Annotated in this window: 18 protein-coding genes; 5 read left to right on the top strand and 13 right to left on the bottom strand. The window is 71.5% G+C overall.

Annotated features, from left to right (window positions below):
* Positions 1-34: 34 nt before the first annotated feature.
* The 3 genes from QM788_RS03000 to QM788_RS02990 all read right to left on the bottom strand — a co-directional run bounded on the left by QM788_RS03000 (position 35) and on the right by QM788_RS02990 (position 6563).
* A complete protein-coding gene (locus QM788_RS03000) occupies positions 35-1864 on the bottom strand; it encodes a S8 family peptidase (protein WP_415659977.1) in 1830 nt (609 codons plus the stop codon).
* 365 nt (positions 1865-2229) lie between these two features.
* Positions 2230-2661 carry an HIT family protein gene (locus QM788_RS02995; protein ID WP_415659976.1) on the bottom strand — a complete coding sequence of 144 codons (432 nt, stop codon included), beginning with the start codon at positions 2659-2661 and terminating at the stop codon, positions 2230-2232.
* Positions 2658-6563 (bottom strand): DUF3683 domain-containing protein, encoded by a 3906-nt coding sequence (locus QM788_RS02990; RefSeq protein WP_415659975.1) that lies wholly within the window; start codon positions 6561-6563, stop codon positions 2658-2660. Before QM788_RS02990 ends, QM788_RS02995 begins: the two co-directional genes overlap by 4 nt.
* Positions 6564-6624: 61 nt before the next feature.
* Between QM788_RS02990 and ugpQ the strand changes: the two genes are divergently transcribed.
* Positions 6625-7377: a glycerophosphodiester phosphodiesterase gene (gene ugpQ, locus QM788_RS02985; RefSeq protein WP_415659974.1), complete on the top strand. Its 753-nt coding sequence runs from the start codon at positions 6625-6627 to the stop codon at positions 7375-7377.
* Here the strand turns inward: ugpQ and QM788_RS02980 are convergent.
* Together QM788_RS02980 and QM788_RS02975 are read right to left on the bottom strand one after the other, a co-directional pair.
* Positions 7359-7931 (bottom strand): GNAT family N-acetyltransferase, encoded by a 573-nt coding sequence (locus tag QM788_RS02980; RefSeq protein WP_415659973.1) that lies wholly within the window; start codon positions 7929-7931, stop codon positions 7359-7361. The genes ugpQ and QM788_RS02980 overlap by 19 nt on opposite strands.
* Positions 7928-9208 (bottom strand): MFS transporter, encoded by a 1281-nt coding sequence (locus QM788_RS02975; protein ID WP_415659972.1) that lies wholly within the window; start codon positions 9206-9208, stop codon positions 7928-7930. Before QM788_RS02975 ends, QM788_RS02980 begins: the two co-directional genes overlap by 4 nt.
* 246 nt (positions 9209-9454) lie before the next feature.
* On the opposite strand from QM788_RS02975, the gene QM788_RS02970 reads away from it, so the two are divergent.
* The gene (locus QM788_RS02970; protein WP_415659971.1) at positions 9455-9682 is read left to right on the top strand and encodes a hypothetical protein; all 228 of its coding nucleotides are present in this window, start codon (positions 9455-9457) and stop codon (positions 9680-9682) included.
* Between the two features lie 67 nt (positions 9683-9749).
* On the opposite strand, the gene QM788_RS02965 is transcribed toward QM788_RS02970, so the two are convergent.
* The 4 genes from QM788_RS02965 to QM788_RS02950 are packed head-to-tail and all read right to left on the bottom strand — an operon-like array spanning position 9750 to position 12786.
* Positions 9750-10739: a S49 family peptidase gene (locus QM788_RS02965; protein WP_415659970.1), complete on the bottom strand. Its 990-nt coding sequence runs from the start codon at positions 10737-10739 to the stop codon at positions 9750-9752.
* Between the two features lie 10 nt (positions 10740-10749).
* Positions 10750-11142: a Rieske (2Fe-2S) protein gene (locus QM788_RS02960; protein ID WP_415659969.1), complete on the bottom strand. Its 393-nt coding sequence runs from the start codon at positions 11140-11142 to the stop codon at positions 10750-10752.
* The gene (locus tag QM788_RS02955) at positions 11135-11794 is read right to left on the bottom strand and encodes an HAD family hydrolase (protein ID WP_415659968.1); all 660 of its coding nucleotides are present in this window, start codon (positions 11792-11794) and stop codon (positions 11135-11137) included. The genes QM788_RS02960 and QM788_RS02955 overlap by 8 nt, the downstream gene beginning before the upstream one ends.
* Positions 11791-12786, bottom strand: coding sequence for an RluA family pseudouridine synthase (locus QM788_RS02950; RefSeq protein ID WP_415659967.1), 996 nt, complete (start codon positions 12784-12786; stop codon positions 11791-11793). Before QM788_RS02950 ends, QM788_RS02955 begins: the two co-directional genes overlap by 4 nt.
* Before the next feature lie 594 nt (positions 12787-13380).
* On the opposite strand from QM788_RS02950, the gene QM788_RS02945 reads away from it, so the two are divergent.
* The 3 genes from QM788_RS02945 (at position 13381) to QM788_RS02935 (ending at position 19024) form a co-directional block, all read left to right on the top strand.
* Positions 13381-16332 (top strand): Rne/Rng family ribonuclease, encoded by a 2952-nt coding sequence (locus QM788_RS02945; RefSeq protein ID WP_415659966.1) that lies wholly within the window; start codon positions 13381-13383, stop codon positions 16330-16332.
* An 80-nt stretch (positions 16333-16412) separates the two neighbouring features.
* Positions 16413-17951 (top strand): oligopeptide:H+ symporter, encoded by a 1539-nt coding sequence (locus QM788_RS02940; protein ID WP_415659965.1) that lies wholly within the window; start codon positions 16413-16415, stop codon positions 17949-17951.
* A 68-nt stretch (positions 17952-18019) separates the two neighbouring features.
* Positions 18020-19024 carry a hypothetical protein gene (locus QM788_RS02935; protein ID WP_415659964.1) on the top strand — a complete coding sequence of 335 codons (1005 nt, stop codon included), beginning with the start codon at positions 18020-18022 and terminating at the stop codon, positions 19022-19024.
* Here QM788_RS02935 and acpS read toward each other — a convergent pair.
* The 4 genes from acpS to QM788_RS02915 all read right to left on the bottom strand — a co-directional run bounded on the left by acpS (position 19017) and on the right by QM788_RS02915 (position 21574).
* Positions 19017-19415: a holo-ACP synthase gene (gene acpS, locus QM788_RS02930; RefSeq protein WP_415659963.1), complete on the bottom strand. Its 399-nt coding sequence runs from the start codon at positions 19413-19415 to the stop codon at positions 19017-19019. The genes QM788_RS02935 and acpS overlap by 8 nt on opposite strands.
* 106 nt (positions 19416-19521) lie before the next feature.
* Positions 19522-20613, bottom strand: coding sequence for a Fic family protein (locus QM788_RS02925; RefSeq protein ID WP_415659962.1), 1092 nt, complete (start codon positions 20611-20613; stop codon positions 19522-19524).
* Entirely contained in the window at positions 20610-20813 is a 204-nt protein-coding gene (locus QM788_RS02920) for a hypothetical protein (RefSeq protein ID WP_415659961.1), read from the bottom strand. Before QM788_RS02920 ends, QM788_RS02925 begins: the two co-directional genes overlap by 4 nt.
* Positions 20810-21574, bottom strand: a complete 765-nt coding sequence (locus tag QM788_RS02915; RefSeq protein WP_415659960.1) for a pyridoxine 5'-phosphate synthase — start codon at positions 21572-21574, stop codon at positions 20810-20812. The genes QM788_RS02920 and QM788_RS02915 overlap by 4 nt, the downstream gene beginning before the upstream one ends.
* Positions 21575-21620: the final 46 nt, after the last annotated feature.

Raw genomic sequence — 21620 nt, 5'->3', positions numbered from 1 at the left:
AAGGCCCCGTTGCTCATTCAGCGCGACGCGCCGCTCACCATTGCAGCTTCAGCGTGTAGGCGCCCGTGCCGCTGTAGCGCAGCACCTGCACGTACACCGTGACGGGGGTGGAGCCCCCGTTGGCGTAGGTGGTGCCGTCGGCCTGGCCGGCGGGCTTCTCGCTCCTGGCCAGCGTGCTGCCGAAGCCGTTCTTCACGTAGAGGTCGAAGTCGTTGCCGGTGCTGGCCGCGGTCAGCGTGGCGCTCAGGGTCTTGCCGGCGGGCAGCGTCACCTTGAAGTAATCGGTGTCGCGGGTGGAGCCGATGGTGCCGTTGACGGTGGCCGGCGCGGCGACCGTGTTGGCCGTGGCGAGGGTGTTGTTGGACTCCACCTCGCTCACGGCCGCCGGCGGCTGCGTGCTGCCGCCGGTGATCGCGGCCACGGCGGCCGCCGCGTCCAGGATGCCCGAACCGCACTGCGAGCAGGTGCCGGGGAAGGCGCGCGCGCTGCTTTGCAGCGCGGCCTTGACCTGGTCCGGCGTGGCGCTGGGCTTGGCGCTCAGCATCAGCGCGACGACGCCGGCCACGTGCGGCGCCGCCATCGACGTGCCCTGGTAGTACGCGTAGCTGTCGGCACCGGGGCCTTGCGTGCCGGCGTTCAGCGTGGACAGGATGCCGTTGCTGCTGGACGAGCGCACGTCGCCGCCCGGCGCGGCCAGCGTCACGACGGCACCGTAGTTCGAGTAGTAGGCGCGGGCGCCGTTGCGGTCGGTGGCGGCCACGGTGATGACGCCGGAGCAGTTCGCCGGGTTGGAGTTGCTGGCGTTCTGGTTCTCGTTGCCGGCGGCGACGACGACGACCGTGTTCCGCGAGCGGGCGCTGTTGATGGCGTTTTGCGACGTGGTGTCGCAAGCGCCGCCGCCGCCCAGCGACATGTTGATGACGCGCGACGGCGTGGCGTTGGCCGGCAGGCCGCTGACGGTGCCGCCCGAGGCCCAGATGATGCCGTCGGCGATGTCGGAGGTGTAGCCGCCGCACTTGCCCAGCACGCGCACGGCCTGCACCTTGGCGTTGAAGGCGATGCCGGCGACGCCCGACGCGTTGTTCGTCCTGGCGGCGATGGTGCCGGCCACGTGCGTGCCGTGCCAGCTGGAGTTGCTGGCCGGCTCGCCGGACGCGCATTCGTTGGCGGCGGTCCAGTCGCCGGGATCGCTCGGGTCGCTGTCGCGGCCGTTGCCATCGTTGGCCATGGTGGTGTCCTTGATCATGTCGTAGCCGGCCACGGTCTGGCCGGCCAGGTCGGCATGCGGCCGGATGCCGGTGTCGATGACGGCGACGGTGATGCCGGTGCCGGTGGCCAATTCCCACGCGGCCGGGGCGCGGATGCCGCCGGTCGCTTCGTGAAGGTCCCATTGCGAGGCGTAGCTCGCATCGTTGGGCGTCATCAGCGGATACATCTTGCGGTCGGGTTCCGCGTAGGCGATGTTGGCGTCGGCGGCCTTCAGCTCGGTGGCCAGGCTCTGCAGCTCGGTGTAGCTCATGGCCTTGTTCAGCTTGAACACGTGGGCGCCCGTGCCCATCTGGCGCAGCAGGCCGGCCTTGGCGCCGCGCTGGGCCAGCGCCGCGTTGATGCGGGACAGACGGGTGGACATCGCACCGGCGGCCACCGTGCGGGCGCTGAGCACGCGGGCGTCGGCGGCGTCGGCCTGGGCGGCATCGCGGTAGCCGATGATCAGGCGGTCGGTGACGGGTGCCGCGCGCTGCACGATGCTGGCCAGGCCCCGGTCGACCTGCTGGTTGGACACGCCCGCCTGGGCTGCCCCGGCAAGGGCCAGGCCGCAGGCCACGGCCAGCAGGGTTCTCCGGTTCACATAAACAAAGCTCATCTTGGTATTTCCTCAAAAGTCGCCGTGACAGACGGCGCACCGGCTTCGCCCGCGGGATCTCCACGGGAAGCGCCACCATGTCTCGGCTGGCCTGCGGGGGCGTTCCTACCAACATCACGCCCACCGCCGGCCTCGGCGCTCTACGAAGCGGCGCAAAGTGTGTCGCCGCGCGGCATCCGGGTTGTCACTTCCCGCAGGTACGGGGACCACCCGAGCGGGCAATCCCGGATGGCCGCGCGCGATGGCGAATGGCAGTCCCGCCCGCGCCGGGCCCCGGACGGGCGGCCGCAGCGCCGGTGCCGGCCCGGTCATGCAGCGCCTGCAGGCCGCGCCCGGCGACGCCAATGCGCCCCCGGCGACGGCGCCTACTGCGGCGCGTTGCCCGCCAATCGCTGGGCGATCGCAGCGTCCACCTCGTCCAGCGCGCACGCCAGCGCCGGCACCGCCGCACGCTGCGCGGGCGCCCAGATGGGCGCGGGGAAGTGGCTGTCGCCCGCGAAACGCGCGACGACGTGCCAGTGCAAATGCGGCACCACATTGCCCAGCGAGGCCAGGTTCACCTTGGTCGGGCGCAGCAAAGCCCTCAGAACCCGCTCGATCTCGGTCACCGCGTCCATGCAGGCGTGACGATCCGTGTCGCCGATGTCGCTGAACTCGGCGACATGGCGCGCCCAGATGAGCCGGTAGAAGGCCGGGAACGACGGCTCGTCGGTCACGCGGACGACGCGGAACCGCGGCGTGCGCACGACGACGAGGCCGCCGTCGGCGTCGCACAGCGGGCACGCCGCCGCGCTCACACCAGCACCCGCTCGATGCCGCCCGCGTTCGCGCGGGCCACGTAGTCCGGCATCCAGTTCTCGCCCAGGATCTGCCGGGCCATCTCGACGACGATGTAGTCGGCCTCCAGCAGCCCGTTCTGCAGGTCGTTGCCGTAGCGGCTCAGGCCCTGCAGGCAGCTCGGGCAGGAGGTGAGGATCTTCAGGTTGTCGCTGGCGCCGGCCTGGCCCGACGCGCGCAGCTGCGTCTCGGCCTTGCGCAGCTCCTCCTCCTTGCGGAAGCGGATCTGCGTGGCGATGTCGGGCCGGGTCACGCCCAGCGTGCCGCTCTCGCCGCAGCAGCGCTCGCTCTTCACGACGCCCTCGCCGACCAGCGCTTTCACCGTCTTCATCGGCTCCTGCTGCTTCATCGGCGAATGGCAGGGGTCGTGGTACAGGTAGCTGCCCTTGGAGCCCAGCGTGATGCCTTTCTCCAGCAGGTATTCGTGGATGTCGATGATGCGGCAGCCGGGGAAGATGTCCTCGAACTTGTAGCCCTGCAGCTGGTCGAAGCAAGTGCCGCAGCTGACCACCACGGTCTTGATGTCCAGGTAGTTCAGCGTGTTGGCGACGCGGTGGAACAGCACCCGGTTGTCGGTGATCATCTTCTCGGCGCGGTCGTTCTGGCCCGAGCCGCGCTGCGGGTAGCCGCAGCACAGATAGCCGGGCGGCAGCACGGTCTGCACACCGGCATGCCAGAGCATGGCCTGCGTCGCCAGGCCCACCTGGCTGAACAGCCGCTCGGAGCCGCAGCCGGGGAAGTAGAAGACGGCCTCCGTCTCGCTCGGCGTGGCGGGCGGCCGGATGATGGGCACGTAGTCCTTGTCCTCGATGTCCAGCAGCGCGCGCGCGGTCTTCTTGGGCAGGCCGCCGGGCAGCTTCTTGTTGATGAAGTGGATGACCTGTTCCTTCACCGGCGCCGGCCCCAGCGTGGCCGGCGGCGCGCTGGTCTGCCGGCGCGCCACGCGCTTGAGCAGCTCGGCCGCCAGCCGCTGCGCCTTGAAGCCCACGCCCACCATCGCCGTGCGCGCGAGCTTGATGGTCTCGGGGTTGGTCGCGTTCAGCATGAACATCGCCGCCGCGTTGCCAGGGCGCCAGGTCTTCTGGCCCATCCTGCGCAGCAGGTTGCGCATGGCCATCGTCACGTCGCCGAAGTCGATCTTGACCGGGCAGGGGTTGAAGCACTTGTGGCAGACCGTGCAGTGGTCGGCCACGTCCTCGAACTCCTGCCAGTGCTTGACGGACACGCCGCGGCGCGTCTGCTCCTCGTACAAAAAGGCCTCGACCAGCAGCGACGTGGCGAGGATCTTGTTGCGCGGGCTGTAGAGCAGGTTGGCGCGCGGCACGTGGGTCGCGCAGACGGGCTTGCACTTGCCGCAGCGCAGGCAGTCCTTCACCGAGTTGGCGATGGCGCCGATGTCGCTCTGCTGCATGATCAGCGACTCGTGCCCCATCAGCCCGAAGGACGGCGTGTAGGCGTTGCGCAGGTCGGCATGGAGGGCGCCGCCAGCGGTATCGGCCGGCTCGGCGTGGCCCGGCGCCTGCCGCAGCAGCTTGCCCTTGTTGAAGCGGCCCTCGGGGTCGATGCGCTGCTTGTAGTCGGTGAACGCGGCCAGCTCGTCGTCAGTCAGGAATTCGAGCTTGGTGATGCCGATGCCGTGCTCGCCCGAGATCACGCCGTTCAGCGAGCGCGCCAGCACCATGATGCGCGCCACGGCCTCGTGGGCCGTCTGCAGCATCGCGTAGTTGTCGCTGTTGACGGGGATGTTGGTGTGGACGTTGCCGTCGCCCGCATGCATGTGCAGCGCGACCCAGACGCGGCCGCGCAGCACCTGCTTGTGGATGCGCCGGCACTCGGCCAGCAGCGGCTCGAAGGCCGCGCCGCTGAAGAGCGACTGCAGCGGCTTCATGATCTGCGCCTTCCACGACGCGCGCAGCTCATGCGTCTGCAGGCGCTCGAAGAAGCCGCCGCCGTCCAGCCCGTCCAGCCCGTCCAGCCACTGCTGCCACAGCGCGCGCACCTCGCGCAGCAGCGCCAGCGCCTGCTGCACGCGGTCCTCCAGCAGCTCGGCGCTGGGGATCTCGCCGGCGTCGTCGCCCTTGCCCAGCGGCAGCTTGCCGGTGGCGAACCAGGCCGTCAGCGCGTCCGCCAGCTCCAGCTTGTTGCGCAGCGACAGCTCGATGTTGATGCGCTCGATGCCCAGCGTGTACTCGCCCATGCGCGGCAGCGGGATCACGACGTCCTCGTTCACCTTGAACGCATTCGTGTGCTTGCTGATCGCGGCGGTGCGCTTGCGGTCCAGCCAGAACTTCTTGCGCGCGTCGGCGCTGACCGCGACGAAGCCCTCGCCCGAGCGGCCGTTGGCCAGGCGCACCACTTCGCTCGTCGCGCGCGCCACCGCGTCCGCGTCGTCGCCGACGATGTCGCCCACCAGCACCATCTTCGGCAGGCCGCCGCGCTTGCTCTTGGTCGCGTAGCCCACCGCCTTCAGGTAGCGGTCGTCCAGGTGCTCCAGCCCGGCCAGCAGCACGCCGGTGGACGCGATGCTGAACATGTAGTCCTTGATGTCGACGATGCTGGGCACGCAGTCCTTCGGGTTGCCGAAGAATTCCAGGCAGACGGTGCGCGTGTGCGCCGGCATGCGGTGCACGATCCAGCGCGCGCTGGTGATGAGGCCGTCGCAGCCTTCCTTCTGGATGCCCGGCAGGCCGGCGAGGAACTTGTCCGTCACGTCCTTGCCCAGGCCCTCCTTGCGGAACACGCGGCCGGGGATGTCCAGCCGCTCAGTGCGCTCCAGCACCTGGCCCGTCGCGTCGAAATGGCGCAGCTCGAAGCTCGCCACCTCCACGTCGTGGATCTTGCCGAGGTTGTGGTTCAGCCGCACGACCTCCAGCCACTTGGCCTCGGGCGTCACCATGCGCCAGGAGGCCAGGTTGTCCAGCGCCGTGCCCCACAGCACGGCCTTCTTGCCGCCCGCGTTCATCGCCACGTTGCCGCCGATGCAGCTGGCCTCGGCCGAGGTCGGGTCGACGGCGAACACGAAGCCGTGCTGCTCCGCCAGGTCCGCCACGCGCTGCGTGACGACGCCGGCCTCGCTGAAGATGGTCGGCACCTCGCGGTCCAGGCCCGGCAGCTTCAGCATCTCGACGCCGCGCAGCGCTTCGAGCTTCTCGGTGTTGATGACGGCGCTGTTCCACACCAGCGGCACCGCGCCGCCGGTGTAGCCGGTGCCGCCGCCGCGCGGGATCACCGTCAGCCCCAGCTCGAAGCAGGCGCCCACCAGGCCCGCCATCTCGGCCTCGGTGTCGGGCGTCAGCACGACGAAGGGGTACTCGACGCGCCAGTCGGTCGCGTCCGTCACGTGGGCCACGCGCGAGAGGCCGTCGAACTTGATGTTGTCCCGCGCCGTGTGCCGGGCCAGCCGCCGGGCCGCGCGCCGGCGCAGGCTGGCCACCTGCTCGAACATCGCCGCGAACCGCGCCACCGCGTCGCGCGCGGCCTGCAGCAGCTCGCCGACGTGGCCGTCACGCTGCGGGTCGGCGGCCGGGTCGCGGCGCTTCTGCACCTCGGCCAGCCGGTGGTGCAGCGCCTCGATCAGCAGCGCGCGGCGCTTGGGGTTGTCCAGCAGGTCGTCCTGCAGGTAGGGGTTGCGCTGCACCACCCAGATGTCGCCCAGCACCTCGTACAGCATGCGCGCGGACCGGCCCGTGCGCCGCTCCGCGCGCAGCCGGTCCAGCAGCGCCCAGGCACGCGCGCCGAGCAGCCGGATGACGATCTCGCGGTCGGAGAACGAGGTGTAGTTGTACGGAATCTCGCGCAGGCGCGGCGCGTTGGTGTCGGCCGCATCAGCGGCGACCGGCATCAGGGGATGCGGGGCGTTCATAGACGGAAAGGGGAGCGGCTGCGGATCGTACCCCGGGGGTTTTCGCCCCAGAATCCGTGGGATGACCTCCTGGCCCTACCCCTTGTGGCTCGCCCACCGCGGCGCCGGCCGGCTCGCCCCGGAGAACACGCTGGCCGCGTTCCGCGTGGGCGCCGGTTTCGGGCACCGAGCCTTCGAATGTGACGTCAAGCTCAGCCGGGACGGCGAAGCCTTCCTGTTGCACGACGACACGCTGGACCGCACCAGCAGCGGCAGCGGCTCGCCGGCCGGGCAGGACTGGGCCGCGCTCGCCCGCCTGGACGCGGGCGGCTGGCACAGCCCGCCGTACACCGCCGAGCCGCTGCCGCGCCTCGCGCAGGTCGCCGCCTTCTGCCGCGCCAACGGCTGCGCGCTGAACCTCGAGATCAAGCCCTGCCCGGGCGAGGAGGCGCGCACCGGCGCCGCCGTCGCCCGCGAGGCCGCGCGGCTGTGGGCCGGGGCCGGGACGCCGCCGCTGCTGAGCAGCTTCAAGCCCGAGGCGCTGGCCGCCGCGCGCGACGCCGCGCCCGCGCTGCCCCGCGCGCTGCTGCTGGACACGCTGTGGGACGGCTGGCCCGGCGCGGCCGCGCGGCTGGGCGTCGCCGCCGTCATCACGAACTGGCGGCTGATGGACCGCGCGCTGATCGAGCGCCTGCACGGCCAGGGCTGGCGGGCGCTGGTCTACACGGTCAACGACGCGGACGTGGCCGGGCGGCTCATCGCCGACGGCATCGACGGCCTCATCACCGACGCCGTGGACCGCCTCGGCCCCGGCCGTCAGCCGATGCGCGCGTAGACGCAGCTGTCGCGCGGCGAGCCGTCCACGCCCAGGCTGTCCTGGCGCAGGATGCCTTCGAGCGCGAAGCCGCAGCGCTCGGCCACGGCCCGGCTCTTCAGGTTGCGCGCATCGCAGCGGATCTCCACGCGGCGCGCGGCCAGCCGGTCGAAAGCCAGCGCCGCCAGCAGCCGCACCGCGTCGCTCACATGGCCCCGCCCCTGCGCCTCGGGGCGGATCCAGTAGCCGATCTCGAACCGGCGCAGCTCCCAGTCGATGCGGTGCAGCCCCGTGCCGCCCAGCAGCCGGCCGGCGCGGCCGTCCGGGCGGCGGGCGTAGATCTGGAAGCACAGGTCGCGGCGGGCGATGAAATCGGCCTGCATGCGCCGCATCACCGCTTCGGCGCTCTCGGCCGTCGGCGCCTCCTGCGCCCAGGGCATCCAGGGCCGCAGCTGCGGCAGCGACTGCGCGATCACCACCGCCATCTCCGCGCCCAGGCCCGCGCGCGGCGCCAGCAGCACGCTGCGCTCGCCGTCCAGGCGCTCGGGGATGTCGATCAGCAGCGGGTCGGTCATGGGGCGGCCACCTCCACGGGCCGGGGCAGCTCGCGCACGCTGCGGATCACGCCGTGGCGCCAGGCCAGCAGCGCCAGCAGGCAGGCGCCCGCGCCCGAGAAGCCCAGCGCCACGCGCAGGCCCAGGTGCTCGCCCAGCCAGCCGCCGATCAGCGCGCCGGGGCCCGCGGGCAGCAGGATCAGCCAGCGCATCGTGCTGGTCATCCGGCCCAGCATCGGCGCGGGCGTGACCGCCTGGCGCAGCGACAGGAAGTTGATGAAGATCAGCACCGCCCCGACGCCGAACGCGAACAGCATCAGCCCGAAGCTGGCCACGCCGGCCCGGCCGGCGGGTGCCAGCGCCAGCTGCCCCCAGCCCAGGCCGCAGGCCGCGTAGCCCAGCACCAGGCAGGGCCCCGGCCCGAGGCGGCGGCTGATGCGGTGGCCGAAGACGCTGGCCAGCACGGTGCCGGCGCCCAGCGCGATGTAGGACAGGCCGATGGCCTTCGGGCTCAGGTGCAGCTCGCGCGTGGCGAACAGGATCTGCACCACCAGCGCCGCGTTGTGGCACAGCTGCCAGCCGCCGGTGGCCGTGGCCAGGCTGACCAGCAGCGGCCGTTCGCGCACGAAGCGCAGCCCGGCCTTCAGTTCCGCCCAGAACGCGCCGCGGCGGCCTTCCGCCGGCGTCTCCGTGACCCGGATGCCGCGCAGGATGGCGGCCGAGGCCAGCAGCAGCAGCGCGTCCACGGCCAGCGCCAGCGGCGCGCCGAACAGCTTGATCAGCGCGCCCGCCAGGCCCGGGCCGGCCACCTCGGCGCCGGAGGACGCCAGCGCGTTCTTCGCATGCGCCTCCACCAGCCGCTCGCGCGGCACCACCTGGGTCAGCACGATCTGCGCGGCGCTGCCGGCCACCGTGTAGACGCAGCCGAGCACGAAGCCGACGACGTACAGCCAGCCCATGCCCAGCCAGCCCTGCCACGCCGCCAGCGGCACCGTGGCCACGGCCACGGCCAGCAGGCTCTCGCCCCAGACGTAGACCGGCAGCTTGGCGCAGCGGTCCAGCAGCACGCCGGCCGGCAGCGAGAACAGCACGAAGGGCAGGATCTCCATGGCCTGCAGCAGGCCCATCTGCGTGGGGCTGGCCCGCAGCAGCACCGCTGCGGTCAGCGGCAGCGCGAGCAGGGTGATCTGGCCGCCGAGCGACGAGATCAGGATGGACGACCACAGCCGCCGGTAGACGGCGTCGCGCAGCAGGTCGCCGGGCGCGAGCGTGAAGAAGCGGAGGAGGCGGGCGGGCATGACGGGCTGCGTTCAGGACTCGACGGGCGGGGGTGGCCCCGCCGGGGATGCGGACGGCGCGCGGCGCGCGCGTCCGGCGTCAGTCCTGATCGAGCAACTTGGTCATGCGCGGCATGCTAGCAGCGCGGCCGGCCCGTGTAAGGCTTTGCAAAGCGCAGCGGCCCCGTCAACCCGGCGCCGCGAGGCGTCGTTGACGACGCAAGCTTTCGCGCGAAGCCCACACCCCCACTCGCTGGAGCACCCCTGATGAACACGCTGAAGACCACCCTCGCCGCCGCCCTCGTCACGCTCGCCTCGGGCGTGGCGCTGGCGCAGAGCCCCGCCGCCCCGGCCACGCCCGCCGCTCCGGATGCGGCCGCCAGCAGCACCGCCCACGCCAAGCACGCCCGCAAGCATGGGCACGACAAGCACGCCAAGAAGCACGCCGAGGCCAAGGCCGCGGACACCGCCAAGACCGAGGCCAAGACGCAGTAAGCGCGACGGCGCTGCGCGCCAAGGGCCGCCGCCCCGCCCAGGGGCAGCGGCCTTTTTTCGTGCCGCCTCAGCGCAGCGGCGCCAGCTCGCGCAGCGCGCGCACCGCGCCCGCGCCGACGCTGGCGCCGAAGCGCTTGGCCAGCCGCTCGGCGACGTTCTCGCGCGGCGAGTAGTCCACCACGTCCTCCGCCTTGACCACCTCGCGGGCGACGTAGTCCAGGTTGCCGTAGCGGTCCGCCAGGCCCAGCTGCACGGCCTGCTCGCCGTTCCAGAACAGGCCGGAGAAGGTCTCCGGCGTTTCCTTCAGCCGCTTGCCTCGGCCCTCGCGGACGACGGCGATGAACTGCTGGTGGATCTGGTCCAGCATCGCCTGCGCATAGGCACGCTGCTTGGGGTCGGCCGGGCTGAACGGGTCCAGCATGCCCTTGTTCTCGCCGGCGGTCAGCAGGCGGCGCTCGACGCCCAGCTTGTCCATCAGCCCGGTGAAGCCGAAGCCGTCCATCAGCACGCCGATGGAGCCGACGACGGAGGCCTTGTCCACGTAGATCTCGTCCGCCGCGGCGGCGATGTAGTAGGCGCCGGACGCGCACATCTCCTCGACGACGGCGTAGACCGGCTTGTCGTACTGCTGGCGCAGCCGGCGGATCTCGTCGTAGACGATGCCGGCCTGCACCGGGCTGCCGCCGGGCGAGTTGATGCGCAGCACGACGGCCTGGGCCGCGTCGTCCTTGAACGCATCCTTCAGCGCGGCCAGCAGCATCTCGGCGCTGGCCTCGGTGTCCGCCGCGATCTCGCCGCGCACGTCCACCAGCGCGGTGTGCGGCGACGTGGACGGCCCGGCGTACCGCCCCTGCTGCCACAGGCCATAGACCAGCAGCGCCGCCAGCAGCAGCCAGAACAGCCGCAGCACCGTGCGCCAGCGCCGCTCGGCCCGGCGCTCACGCAGGAAGTCGCGCGCCAGCTCGGCCAGCATCGGCTCGGCCAGCGGCACGGCCGCCGGCGCGCCGACGGGCTCTGGCAGGGGGGGCGGCAGGTCGTCGCGGGGGGAGGTGTTCATGTCGGTCCGATCAGTCGGGGAAGGCGGGCCCGGTGTCCCGCGTCGGGTGCCAGTAGACCTGGCCGTCGCGTTCGCTGAGTTCGATTTTCGTCAGGCGCCCGCGGGTGCAGGGGCCCATCACGCAGACGCCGCTGAGCGGCTCGTAGGCCGCGCCGTGGATGCTGCACATGATGTAGCGCCGGTCGCGGTCCAGGAATTCGCCTTCCTGCCAGTCCATCTCCGCCGGCACGTGGGTGCAGCGGTTCAGGTAGGCCACGGCCTGGCCGTCGAAGCGCAGCGCGAAGGCCCGCGCCGGCTCGCGCCACTGGAGCACGTCGAAGCCGACCGCGCGGCCGCGCTCCAGCAGCTCGGACGAGGCGCACAGGCGCTGCGGCGCGGCGGGCGTCGTCGTCGGCTCAGGCATGGTCGAGCAGCCAGTCGTGCAGTTCGCGCGTCGAGTGGGCGACGAACAGCGGCGCGAACCCGGCAAAGCTGTCGTGGTGGTGGGCGCCGAAGCTGACCGCCACGCAGGGCGCGCCGGCGTTGGCCGCCAGTTGCAGGTCGTGCGTGGTGTCGCCGATCATCAGCGTGCGCTCGGGCTCCACGCCGAACTCGCGCATCAGCTCCATCAGCATCTGCGGATGCGGCTTGGAGCGGGTCTCGTCGGCGGTGCGGCTGCCGTCGAACAGGCCGGTCAGTTCGCTGGCGCGCAAGGCGCGGTCCAGGCCCGCGCGGTTCTTGCCGGTGGCGACGGCCAGCCAGTGGTGGCGGCGCTTGAGCGCGTGCAGCATCTCGACGCTGCCGTCGAACAGCGACAGCTCATGCTCGGCGCCGAGGTAGTGGTGGCGGAAGCGCAGGACCAGCTCTTCGTAGCGCGACGGCGGCAGGCCGGGCAGCGCATGCTCCAGCGCGTCGCGCAGGCCCAGGCCGATGACGTAGCGGCAACGCTCGAAGTCGGGCTCGGGCAGGCCGATGTCCACCGCGGCGCGCTGGGTGCAGCGCGCGATCAGCGCGGTGGAGTCGAACAGCGTGCCGTCCCAGTCGAAGGCGATCAGGTCGAAGCGTTGGGGTCTCATGGGGCCGCCAGCTTCGCACACTCGGGCGGCAGCGGCGCCTCCAGCACCAGTTCGGCCCCCGTGGCCGGGTGGCTGACGCGCAGCCGCCGCGCATGCAGGAACATCCGGTCGAACCTGGCCGGCCCGCGCGCCAATTCGCGGTTCTTCTCGAAGTCGCCGTACTTGGGATCGCCGACGATGGCATGCCCGGCCTGCTGCAGGTGGACGCGGATCTGGTGCGTGCGGCCGGTCTTGATGGTCACGTCGAGCAGGCTGAAGCGCAGCGTCTTCCGCACGACCCTGACGAGGCTGATCGAGCGCTTGGCATCGTCCTCGCCGTCCCTGCCCGGCCGCACCCAGCGCTCGCCGTCGCCGCCGACGAACTTGACCAGCGGCACGTCGATGACCTTGAGCCGGTCCGGCCAGTCGCCCCAGACCAGCGCCGCATAGGTCTTGCCGGTCTCGCGGTCGCGCAGCTGGTCCTGCAGGTGGACCAACGCGCTGCGCTTCTTGGCGATCATCAGCAGGCCGGAGGTTTCCTTGTCGAGCCGATGCACCAGCTCCAGGAACCTGGCCTCCGGCCGCGCGCGGCGCAGCGCCTCGATGACGCCGTGGCTGACCCCCGAGCCGCCATGCACGGCCACGCCGGCCGGCTTGTCGATGACCAGCAGGTGCTCGTCCTCGAACACCACCGGGAACTCGCGAGCCGGCGCGGCGGGCTGGGCCGCGCGCTCGGGCAGCCGCACCGGCGGGATGCGCACCTCGTCGCCGAGCTCCAGCCGCGTGTCCGCCTGGGCGCGGCCCTTGTTGACGCGCACCTCGCCGGCGCGGATGACCCGGTAGACATGGGTCTTGGGCACGCCCTTGAGCTCGCGCAGCAGGAAGTTGTCCAGCCGCTGGCCGGCGGAACCCTCATCCACGACGACGCGGCGGACTGCGGGTTTTTCCGGAGTCGTGGCGGCTGTCAACCCCGTGGTCGGGGCCCCAGGGCCTGCCCCTATAATCCTTTTCACCACGTTGCTGCCGTAAGTGTTTGATTTTTTTGATTTTAGCGGCGGCAGCGGGGCGGTCCGGGGGCGCGAACCCGCGGGCCACAACCAGGCGATGCAGCGCATCCCGCGGTTGACAGGCGGCTTCCCCAAGTGAAGCGGCGGTCGGCAGCGCGGTGCGGCAGAGCGATGACACCCGGAACCCACCGGCCTCTCTCCTGTTGAGGGCCGGTTGCCAGACAAGGTTTTCACGGTGCGAGAACGCGCGGCTGACGCCAGCCGCAAAAGCTCGCGCCAGCGTCCAGCCCTCCTTCGCGGATGAGCCCTTCCCTCCCCCACCCGCTGCGCCCCGCCGCGCGACCCCAGCCAGAAGCTGCGGCGGTCGCTCGGCCCGGCGCCTTTGACGGCGGCACGGTCGAGGCGGGGCTTTGCCGCGGCATGACGGCCCGGTCGCATGCGCCAACGCCGCCCGGCGTCTGACCCCGCGTCAGAAACCCGAGCGGTCCAGGGCACTCCTTCCACGGTTCCACGCCGTCGCTCGTGCGTCTTGAGCGCCACCTCCGGGTGGCATGACGTGTCGCGCGTCCAGCCCCGCTGGCGCGCGTGAGGAGTGATGACATGAAACGCATGCTGATCAATGCGACGCAGCCGGAAGAGCGGCGCCTCGCGATCGTCGACGGCCAGAAGCTGCTGGACTTCGAGACCGAGATCGAGGGCCGCGAGCAGCGCAAGGGCAACATCTACAAGGCCGTCGTGACGCGGGTCGAGCCCTCGCTCGAGGCCTGCTTCGTGGACTACGGCGAGGACCGCCACGGCTTCCTGCCGTTCAAGGAAATCTCGCGCCAGTTCTTCCGCGAGGGCACCGACGTCAAGAACGCGACCATCAAGGACGCGATCAAGGAAGGCCAGGAGCTGCTCGTCCAGGTCGAGAAGGAAGAGCGCGGCAACAAGGGCGCGGCGCTGACCACCTTCGTCAGCCTGGCCGGCCGCTACCTGGTGCTGATGCCCAACAACCCGCGCGGCGGCGGCGTGAGCCGGCGCATCGAGGGCGAGGACCGCGAGGAGCTGAAGGAGAACCTCGACCAGCTCGAATACCCCAAGGGCATGAGCCTGATCGCCCGCACCGCCGGCATCGGCCGCTCGGCCGCCGAGCTGCAGTGGGACCTGAACTACATGCTCAAGCTCTGGGACGCCATCGACGGCGCTTCCAAGGCCGGCAAGGGCGCCTTCCTGATCTACCAGGAGAGCAGCCTCGTCATCCGCGCGATCCGCGACTACTTCACCGCCGACATCGGCGAGATCCTGATCGACACGGACGACCTGTTCGAGCAGGCCCACCAGTTCATGAACCACGTGATGCCCGACCAGGGCCATCGCGTGAAGCGCTACCGCGACGACGCGCCGCTGTTCAGCCGCTTCCAGATCGAGCATCAGATCGAGACGGCCCACAGCCGCACGGTGAACCTGCCGTCGGGCGGCGCCATCGTCATCGACCACACCGAGGCGCTGGTGTCGGTGGACGTGAACTCCGCTCGCGCCACGCGCGGCGGCGACATCGAGGAGACGGCCACCCGCACCAACCTGGAGGCCGCCGACGAGATCGCCCGCCAGATGCGGCTGCGCGACCTGGGCGGCCTGATCGTCGTCGACTTCATCGACATGGAGGAGAGCAAGAACCGCCGCGACGTGGAACAGCGCCTGCGCGACGCGCTGCGCAGCGACCGCGCCCGCGTGCAGTTCGCCTCCATCAGCAAGTTCGGCCTGCTGGAAATGAGCCGCCAGCGCCTGCGCCCGGCGCTCAGCGAAGGCAACCACATCACCTGCCCGCGCTGCAACGGCACCGGCCACATCCGCGACACCGAAAGCAGCGCGCTGCAGATCCTGCGCATGGTCCAGGAAGAGGCCATGAAGGACAACACCGCCGCCGTGCACGTGCAGGTGCCGGTGGAGGTGACGAGCTTCCTGCTCAACGAGAAGCGCACCGAGATCACCAAGATCGAGCTCAAGCAGCGCGTCACCGTGCTGCTGGTGCCCAACAAGCACCTGGAGACGCCGAACTACAAGCTGGAGCGCCTGCGCCACGACGACCCGCGGCTGGAGAACCTGCAGGCCAGCTACACGATGATCGAGGAGCCGCAGGACGAGGTCGGCATCACCCGCCGCGGCGACGTCGAGAAGAAGAACAAGCAGGAGCCGGTCATCAAGGGCATCCTGCCCGAGCAGCCCGCGCCGATGCCGGCCCCGGCGCCCGTCGTGGCCCCGCCGCCGCCCGCCCCGGCGCCCGCGCCGGTCGTGGCCGCGCCGGCCCCCGCACCCAAGGGCTTCTTCAGCCGCCTGATCAGCAACCTCTTCGGCGGCGGCGCAGCGCCCGCGCCGGCCCCGGTGCCGGCCGTCCAGGCCCCCGCCCCGGCCGCTGCCGCGACCGACAAGCCCAAGCGTGAAGGCGGCCGTGACGGCCGCCGCGACGGAGGCCGCGATGGCCGCCGTGGCGAGCGCGGTGAACGGGGCGAGCGTGGCGACAAGGGCGGCCGCCGCGACGGCAAGCCGCAGGAAGCCCGCGGCGACCGCAAGCCGCGCGGCGAAGGCGCGGCCGACCGGCCCGAGCCGCAGCAGCGCCCCGAGCGTGCGGAACGTGCCGAGCGCGGCGAGCGCCAGGACCGCCCGGAACGGGGCGAGCGCAGTGAGCGCGGTGAGCGCCGCCCGCGCGGCGAGCGCCAGGAGCGCGCGCCGGCCGAGGCCGCATTGTCCGTGGCCGCGCCGCTGGCCGACGCGCCGGCCGCCCTGCACGACGCGCCGCCCGCCTTCGTCGACAGCCAGGCCGACGCCGCGCTGCCACCCACCGGCGACGCGCCGGCCGGCGAAGAGCGCGCCGGCCGGGGCCGCCGCCGCCGCCGGGGCGGCCGCGACCGTGACGACCAGGCCACGCCGGGCAGCGAGGCCGCAGCCGACGGCGCCGTGGACATCGCCGCCGAGGCGCCGGCCGATGCCGCCGCCGACGCCGTGACGGAAGCCGCCCCGGCCCTCGAAGGCGACGAGGCCGGCGACGGCCCGGGCCGCGAGAACCGCCGCCGTGGCGGCCGCAATCGCAACCGCAACCGCCGCGAGGACGGCGCCGCCGACGTCCAGGACGGCCCGGCCGCCCCGACCGACGAGGCCCCCGCTGCCGTGGCTGACGCCGCCCCGGCGGCCGAGGCCGCCGTCGTCGCGCCCAGCGCGCCGGCGCTGCCGCTGCAGGGCTCGCTGATCGAGCATGCGATGGCCGGTGCCGCCGCGCCGGTGGCCGCGCCGGCGCCCGTCGTGGCCGCCGCACCCGCACCGGTGCCGGCCGCCCCCGCCGCCTTCGCGCTGCCGATGGCCGAGCTGCAGGCCATCGCCGACGGTGCCGGCCTGCAGTGGGTCAACTCCGATGCCGGCAAGATCGCCGCCGCCCAGGCGGCCATCGCCGCCGAACCCGCGCCCGCGCCGCTGGGCCGCGAGCCGGCGCCGGTGGTGGTCGTCGACGAAGGCCCGCTGGTGCTGGTCGAGACCCGCAAGGACCTGAGCCAGGTGAAGCTGCCCTTCGAGGCCTGATCCCCGCCCGCCCCGCCCCGAACGCCGCCGGCCACAAGCCGCGCGGCGTTTTCCGTTGAGACCCGCACCTCCGAGGCTCCATGACGCCCACCGCCCCACCCGTCACCGCGGCCAGGATGCCGCCGCAGATCCCCTACATCATCGGCAACGAGGGCTGCGAGCGCTTCAGCTTCTACGGCATGCGCAACATCCTGACGGTGTTCATGATGACCAGCCTGCTGCTGGCCATCCCCGAGGACCTTCGCCGCGCCGAGGCCAAGGAGGTGTTCCACACCTTCGTCATCGGCGTCTATTTCTTCCCGCTGCTGGGCGGCTGGCTGGCCGACCGCTTTTTCGGCAAGTACCCGACGATCTTCTGGTTGAGCCTCGTCTACTGCGCGGGCCACGCCTGCCTGGCGGTCTTCGAGGACAACCTGCACGGCTTCTACTTCGGCCTGTTCCTGATCTCGCTGGGCTCGGGCGGCATCAAGCCGCTGGTGACCAGCTTCGTCGGCGACCAGTTCGACAAGCGCAACCGCTCGCTCGCGCAGAAGGTGTACGACGCCTTCTACTGGATCATCAACTTCGGCAGCTTCTTCGCGTCGCTGCTGATGCCCCTCATCCTCCAGCACTTCGGCGCCAGCGTCGCCTTCGGCCTGCCGGGCGTGCTGATGGGACTGGCGACGCTGATCCTGTGGAGCGGCCGCAAGCAGTACGTGCACCAGCCGCCGCGCGGCGCCAACCCGCACAGCTTCCTGAAGGTGGTGTGGACGGCGCTGAAGTCCGGCGGCCCGGGGCTGGCCGTCGCCGCCGTGGGCCTGGCGCTGGCGGCGTTCAGCCTGAGCCGGATGGCCAGCCTGGGCGTCGTCGCGGCCGTGTGCCTGGCGATGGTGCTGGTGATGGGCTTCGGCGGCGTGGGCGCGTCGCTGCAGCTGGAGCGCGCGCGCGGCCACCACCCGGACGAGACCGTGGACGGCGTGCGCGCCGTGCTGCGCGTGCTGGTGCTGTTCGCGCTGGTGACGCCGTTCTGGTCGCTGTTCGACCAGAAGGCCTCCACCTGGGTGCTGCAGGCCGACCAGATGGCCAAGCCCGCGTGGTTCCAGTCGTCCATGATGCAGGCGCTGAACCCGGCGCTGGTGATGGTGCTGATCCCCTTCAACAACCTGGTGCTCTACCCGATGCTGGCGCGCCTGGGCCTGAAGGTGACGGCGCTGCGCCGCATGGGCGCCGGCATCGCGCTGGCCGGCGCGGCCTGGATCGTGGCCGGCGTGCTGCAGCTGTGGCTGGACGAGGGCGCCACGGTCAGCATCCTCTGGCAGATGCTGCCCTATGTGCTGCTGACGCTGGGCGAGGTGCTGGTGTCCGCCACCGGCCTGGAGTTCGCGTACAGCCAGGCGCCACCGGCGATGAAGGGCACCATCATGAGCTTCTGGAACCTGTCGGTGACGGTGGGCAACCTGTGGGTGCTGCTGTCCAACGCCAGCATCAGGAGCCCGGAAGCGCTGGCGCTGGTCCAGTCCAGCGGCTACAGCGAGACGGCCTGCCTGATGTTCTTCTTCGCCGGCTTCGCGCTGCTGGCGGCGCTGCTGTTCGCACTGGTGGCGCGGCGCTACCCGATGCAGGACCACTACCGGGCCTGAGGAGCCCCGCCTCGCCTAGGATGCAGCCGGCCGCCAGCCCGGCGGCAGTCCCTTCCGGAGTTGCCCTCGTGACCCTCGCCTCCCCGCTGCGCCTGCCCCTGCTGGGCGCCCTGCTCGGCCTGCACCTCGCGGCCCCCGCCGCGCCCGTCCGCTTCGACACCACGCCGCGCGCCGGCCAGCACCAGCGCCAGAGCATCGACATGCAGATGGCCATGACGATGCGCGCCGAGGCCGGCCCCGAGGCCACCGAGGCGCAGCGCGCCAAGATCGCGCAGACGGCCGCGCAGATGAGCCAGGCCGGGCCGGTCAAGATGGCGATGCGGATGCAGCAGACGCTGAAGGTCGGCGCGGCCGACGCCGACGGCTGGCTGCCCCTGACCGTGTCGGTCGCCCACCAGGGCGGCAGCATGGAGGTCGGCGGCCAGGCCACGCCGCTGCCCCAGGTCCAGGCGGCCAACGTGAGCTTCTCGGCCCGCTTCAACCCGAAGGACTTCGGCTTCGAGCTGCGCCAGTTCGACGGCGGCTCGCCCGAGGTGAACGCGCTGATGGGCCAGCAGGGCCAGGCCATGATCGGCGAGGCCCTGCAGCTCTACAAGGCGCTGGCCGAGCGCCCGCTGCAGGTCGGCGACAGCGTGGAAGTGCCGCTGACCATGGCCCTGCCCATGCCGCTGCCGGGCGGCGCGGGCGCGATGCAGGGCAGGCTGCGCTACACGCTGGCGCGCGTGGCCCAGGGCGTGGCCCACTTCGACCTGGACATGGACCTGAAGATGGACATCAGCGCGCCGCTGCCCAAGCCGGCCGCGTCGGCGGCGTCCTCGGCCGAAGCGGACCCGGTGGACGCGGCGGACACCCCGCCGCAGACGCTGCAGATGACGGCCACCGGCAGCGGCAAGGGCACGAGCTCGCTGCGCCTGTCCGACCGCCTGCCGCTGGCCCACCGGCTGGCAATGGCGATGAAGCTGACGATGAACGGCCCCGACAACGGCCGCATGTTCATCGACATGGACATGCGCATGCAGTCCAAGGGCGAGTCGCTGGCCAAGCCGGCCGCGAAGAAGAAGAAAGCTAGCTGACCGCCCGCTCGACGACGACGAAGCTGACCGCGTAGTCGCTCTCGTCGCTCAGGCTCACCTGCCCGCTCAAGGCCCGCGCGGCGAACCAGTCCGCGAGCGGCCCGGAGAGCTTCAGCACCGGCCGGCCGCTGGCCTCGTTGAGGATCTGGCAGTCGGGCAGCCGCATCGGCAGGTGCAGGCCCAGGCCGATGGCCTTGCTGAACGCCTCCTTGGCCGAGAAGCGCGTCGCCAGGTAGCTGACGCCGCGCGCCTCGGCACGCGCGCGGCGGGCGCGGAAGACGCGCAACTCGTCCGGCCCCAGCACCTTCTCGGCGAAGCGCTCGCCGCGCCGGGCCAGCGTCGCCTCGATGCGGCGGATGTCGCAGATGTCGGTGCCGATGCCGTGGATCATGGGAAGGTGAACTTGAGGTTGTGATGGCAGGCGGAAACCTGTGGCGTTCCGTCTTTCTCAAAGTGATGCAGCGGGCACGCGCGGGGAGCGAGTGACGCCGCCGAACTCAGGCCGAATTGCCATCGGGATGTGACTCCAGCCACCGCCGTCCGATGGCTGTCAGGCGGTAGCGTTGCTTGCTGCTGCGGGGGGTGCTGGGCAAGGTCATTTCCACCAGGCCCGACCCGAGCGCCGGCAGCAGATAGGCTTTGCGGAAATGCTCGTCGTTTTTGAGCGCCAGCGCCTCTTGCAGTTCTTGGCGGGACATCTCCCCGATCAGCACACGCAGCACGCGCTCAACTTCCGTGGTGACTTCCGTGGTGATTCGGCCGGTCACCGGCCTCAAGATCACCGCTCTGAACTGGTTGCTCCTCACTTCACTCTCGAACCGGATGTCAGGCCATTCGCCCAAGGCGCGGGGGATGCCGGAGCCCAGGCCGCGATAAGGCAGGATTTGCGTCGCGTGCTCGGTCAGCGTGGGATTGCGCCGGTTCGTGACACCCAGACGGATGTCCTCCACGCTCAGGCTGTCCGGCAAATGGCCGGGGCTGATGATCTCGATGCGATCGGCGAAGACCAGCAACCGGATCGAGGCGCTGGTGAAGTAGTCGCGGTGGATCAGCGCATTGACCAGCAGTTCGATGATGGCCTGCTCCGGCACTTCCAGCAGGCCCAGGGAATTGAAGTTCTGGTCGCCTTGGACATGGTGCAGGTTGCGCTTGATGAAGGCGAGGCTGCGCTGATACTGCGCCAGCAGCGTGCCGTCGATGTCTTCACTGTCCAGGTAGTGATGGCTGGCCAACGAGGTGCCGGGGAAAGCCACGGCCTTGACCATGAACGCGGGCCGGTATCGCTGCGGGCGCTTGCCGAACAGCAGCAGGCCCGCAAGGTTCAATTCCTGCCCGTCGCCCAGGCCGATGTTCTGCAACACCTGCGGCAAGGGCTGGCCAGAGGCTTGGGGCGATTGGCCGTAGCGCCGGGTGAAGTAGTCGTCGAACGCCTTTTCGTCGAGGTCGGCGACGGAAGTGCACTCCACCGGAATCACGTCGGCATAGATCAGCCCGGAACGCTGGAACAAGCGCTGGATTTCATCGCGCTTGAACTGGTGGCGGCTGTCTTCGCCGCCTGCGATGAGTTGCAGAAGCTCGGCTTCGGTCATGCGGTGGGCCACGCGAAAACCAGATTGCGATGCGCCTGGCCGTCGAGCATGAAGAACGCCTGCTGCGGCGTGCAGCACTCGGCGAGACAGGGCAGGAAGCGGCCCTCCACGCCGTCGGTCGCGTCGCTGTCGAGCCAGACCCACTGCGCCAGTGCGGCGAACCGCGCTGCGTCGGCGGCATGGGCGCGGCGCAGGCTCACGGCGCGGCCGCGATCTCGCGCAGATAGGCCCGCACCGTCTCCGCATAGCCCAGTTCCAGCGCGTCGGCGATCAGCGCGTGCCCGATGGACACCTCCTGCACGCCGGGCACGGCGCGCAGGAAGGCGGCGAGGTTGTCGCGGTTCAGGTCGTGGCCGGCGTTGATGCCGAGGCCCGCGGCCAGCGCGGCTTCGGCGGTGGCCGTGAAGCCGGCCAGCACCTCGGCCTCGCGCGGCGTGCCGAAGGCGCTGGCGAAGGTCTCCGTGTACAGCTCGATGCGGTCCGCGCCCAGCGCGGCGACGGCGGCCATCACGGCGGGGTCGGGGTCCATGAAGAGGCTGACGCGCACGCCGAGAGCCTGCGCCTCCTGGATCAGCGGTTGCAGCCGCGCGGCGTCCTGCGGCAGCGTCCAGCCATGGTCGGAGGTGAACTGGTCTTCCGCGTCGGGCACGAAGGTGACCTGGTGCGGGCGGTGGCGGCGCACGAAGTCCATCAGGTTCTGCGTCGGGTTGCCCTCGATGTTGAACTCGGCGTGGGGCCAGTCCTTCAGGAAGGCGGCGAGGTCGTCCACGTCGGCGGCGCGGATGTGGCGCGCGTCGGGGCGCGGGTGGACGGTGATGCCCTGCGCGCCCGCCCGCAGGCACTGTTCGGCCGCGCGCAGCACGCTGGGGATGCCGAGGTGCCGGGTGTTGCGCAGCAGCGCAACCTTGTTGACGTTGACGGACAGCGCGCAGCGCGTGCCGGCGTGGGCGAAGGGGTTCATGTGTGTGGCGCCCTACCGCCCGAAGCCACACACGCTCCCACGGGGG

The organism is Roseateles sp., from assembly GCF_047654785.1.
In the GTDB taxonomy this organism is placed as follows: domain Bacteria; phylum Pseudomonadota; class Gammaproteobacteria; order Burkholderiales; family Burkholderiaceae_C; genus Pelomonas.
Note: the sequence above shows the minus strand (reverse complement) of the source record. Positions and strands in the feature narration are given on the sequence as shown.

Bases quoted from the DNA above. Each gene is read 5' to 3' on its own strand.
- QM788_RS02970 (WP_415659971.1), top strand. From the start codon at position 9,455: ATGAACACGCTGAAGACCACCCTCGCCGCCGCCCTCGTCACGCTCGCC.
- QM788_RS02940 (WP_415659965.1), top strand. From the start codon at position 16,413: ATGACGCCCACCGCCCCACCCGTCACCGCGGCCAGGATGCCGCCGCAG.
- acpS (WP_415659963.1), bottom strand. From the start codon at position 19,415: ATGATCCACGGCATCGGCACCGACATCTGCGACATCCGCCGCATCGAG.
- QM788_RS02945 (WP_415659966.1), top strand. From the start codon at position 13,381: ATGAAACGCATGCTGATCAATGCGACGCAGCCGGAAGAGCGGCGCCTC.
- QM788_RS02915 (WP_415659960.1), bottom strand. From the start codon at position 21,574: ATGAACCCCTTCGCCCACGCCGGCACGCGCTGCGCGCTGTCCGTCAAC.
- QM788_RS02960 (WP_415659969.1), bottom strand. From the start codon at position 11,142: ATGCCTGAGCCGACGACGACGCCCGCCGCGCCGCAGCGCCTGTGCGCC.
- QM788_RS02975 (WP_415659972.1), bottom strand. From the start codon at position 9,208: ATGCCCGCCCGCCTCCTCCGCTTCTTCACGCTCGCGCCCGGCGACCTG.
- QM788_RS02925 (WP_415659962.1), bottom strand. From the start codon at position 20,613: ATGACCGAAGCCGAGCTTCTGCAACTCATCGCAGGCGGCGAAGACAGC.
- ugpQ (WP_415659974.1), top strand. From the start codon at position 6,625: ATGACCTCCTGGCCCTACCCCTTGTGGCTCGCCCACCGCGGCGCCGGC.
- QM788_RS03000 (WP_415659977.1), bottom strand. From the start codon at position 1,864: ATGAGCTTTGTTTATGTGAACCGGAGAACCCTGCTGGCCGTGGCCTGC.
- QM788_RS02980 (WP_415659973.1), bottom strand. From the start codon at position 7,931: ATGACCGACCCGCTGCTGATCGACATCCCCGAGCGCCTGGACGGCGAG.
- QM788_RS02990 (WP_415659975.1), bottom strand. From the start codon at position 6,563: ATGAACGCCCCGCATCCCCTGATGCCGGTCGCCGCTGATGCGGCCGAC.
- QM788_RS02965 (WP_415659970.1), bottom strand. From the start codon at position 10,739: ATGAACACCTCCCCCCGCGACGACCTGCCGCCCCCCCTGCCAGAGCCC.
- QM788_RS02955 (WP_415659968.1), bottom strand. From the start codon at position 11,794: ATGAGACCCCAACGCTTCGACCTGATCGCCTTCGACTGGGACGGCACG.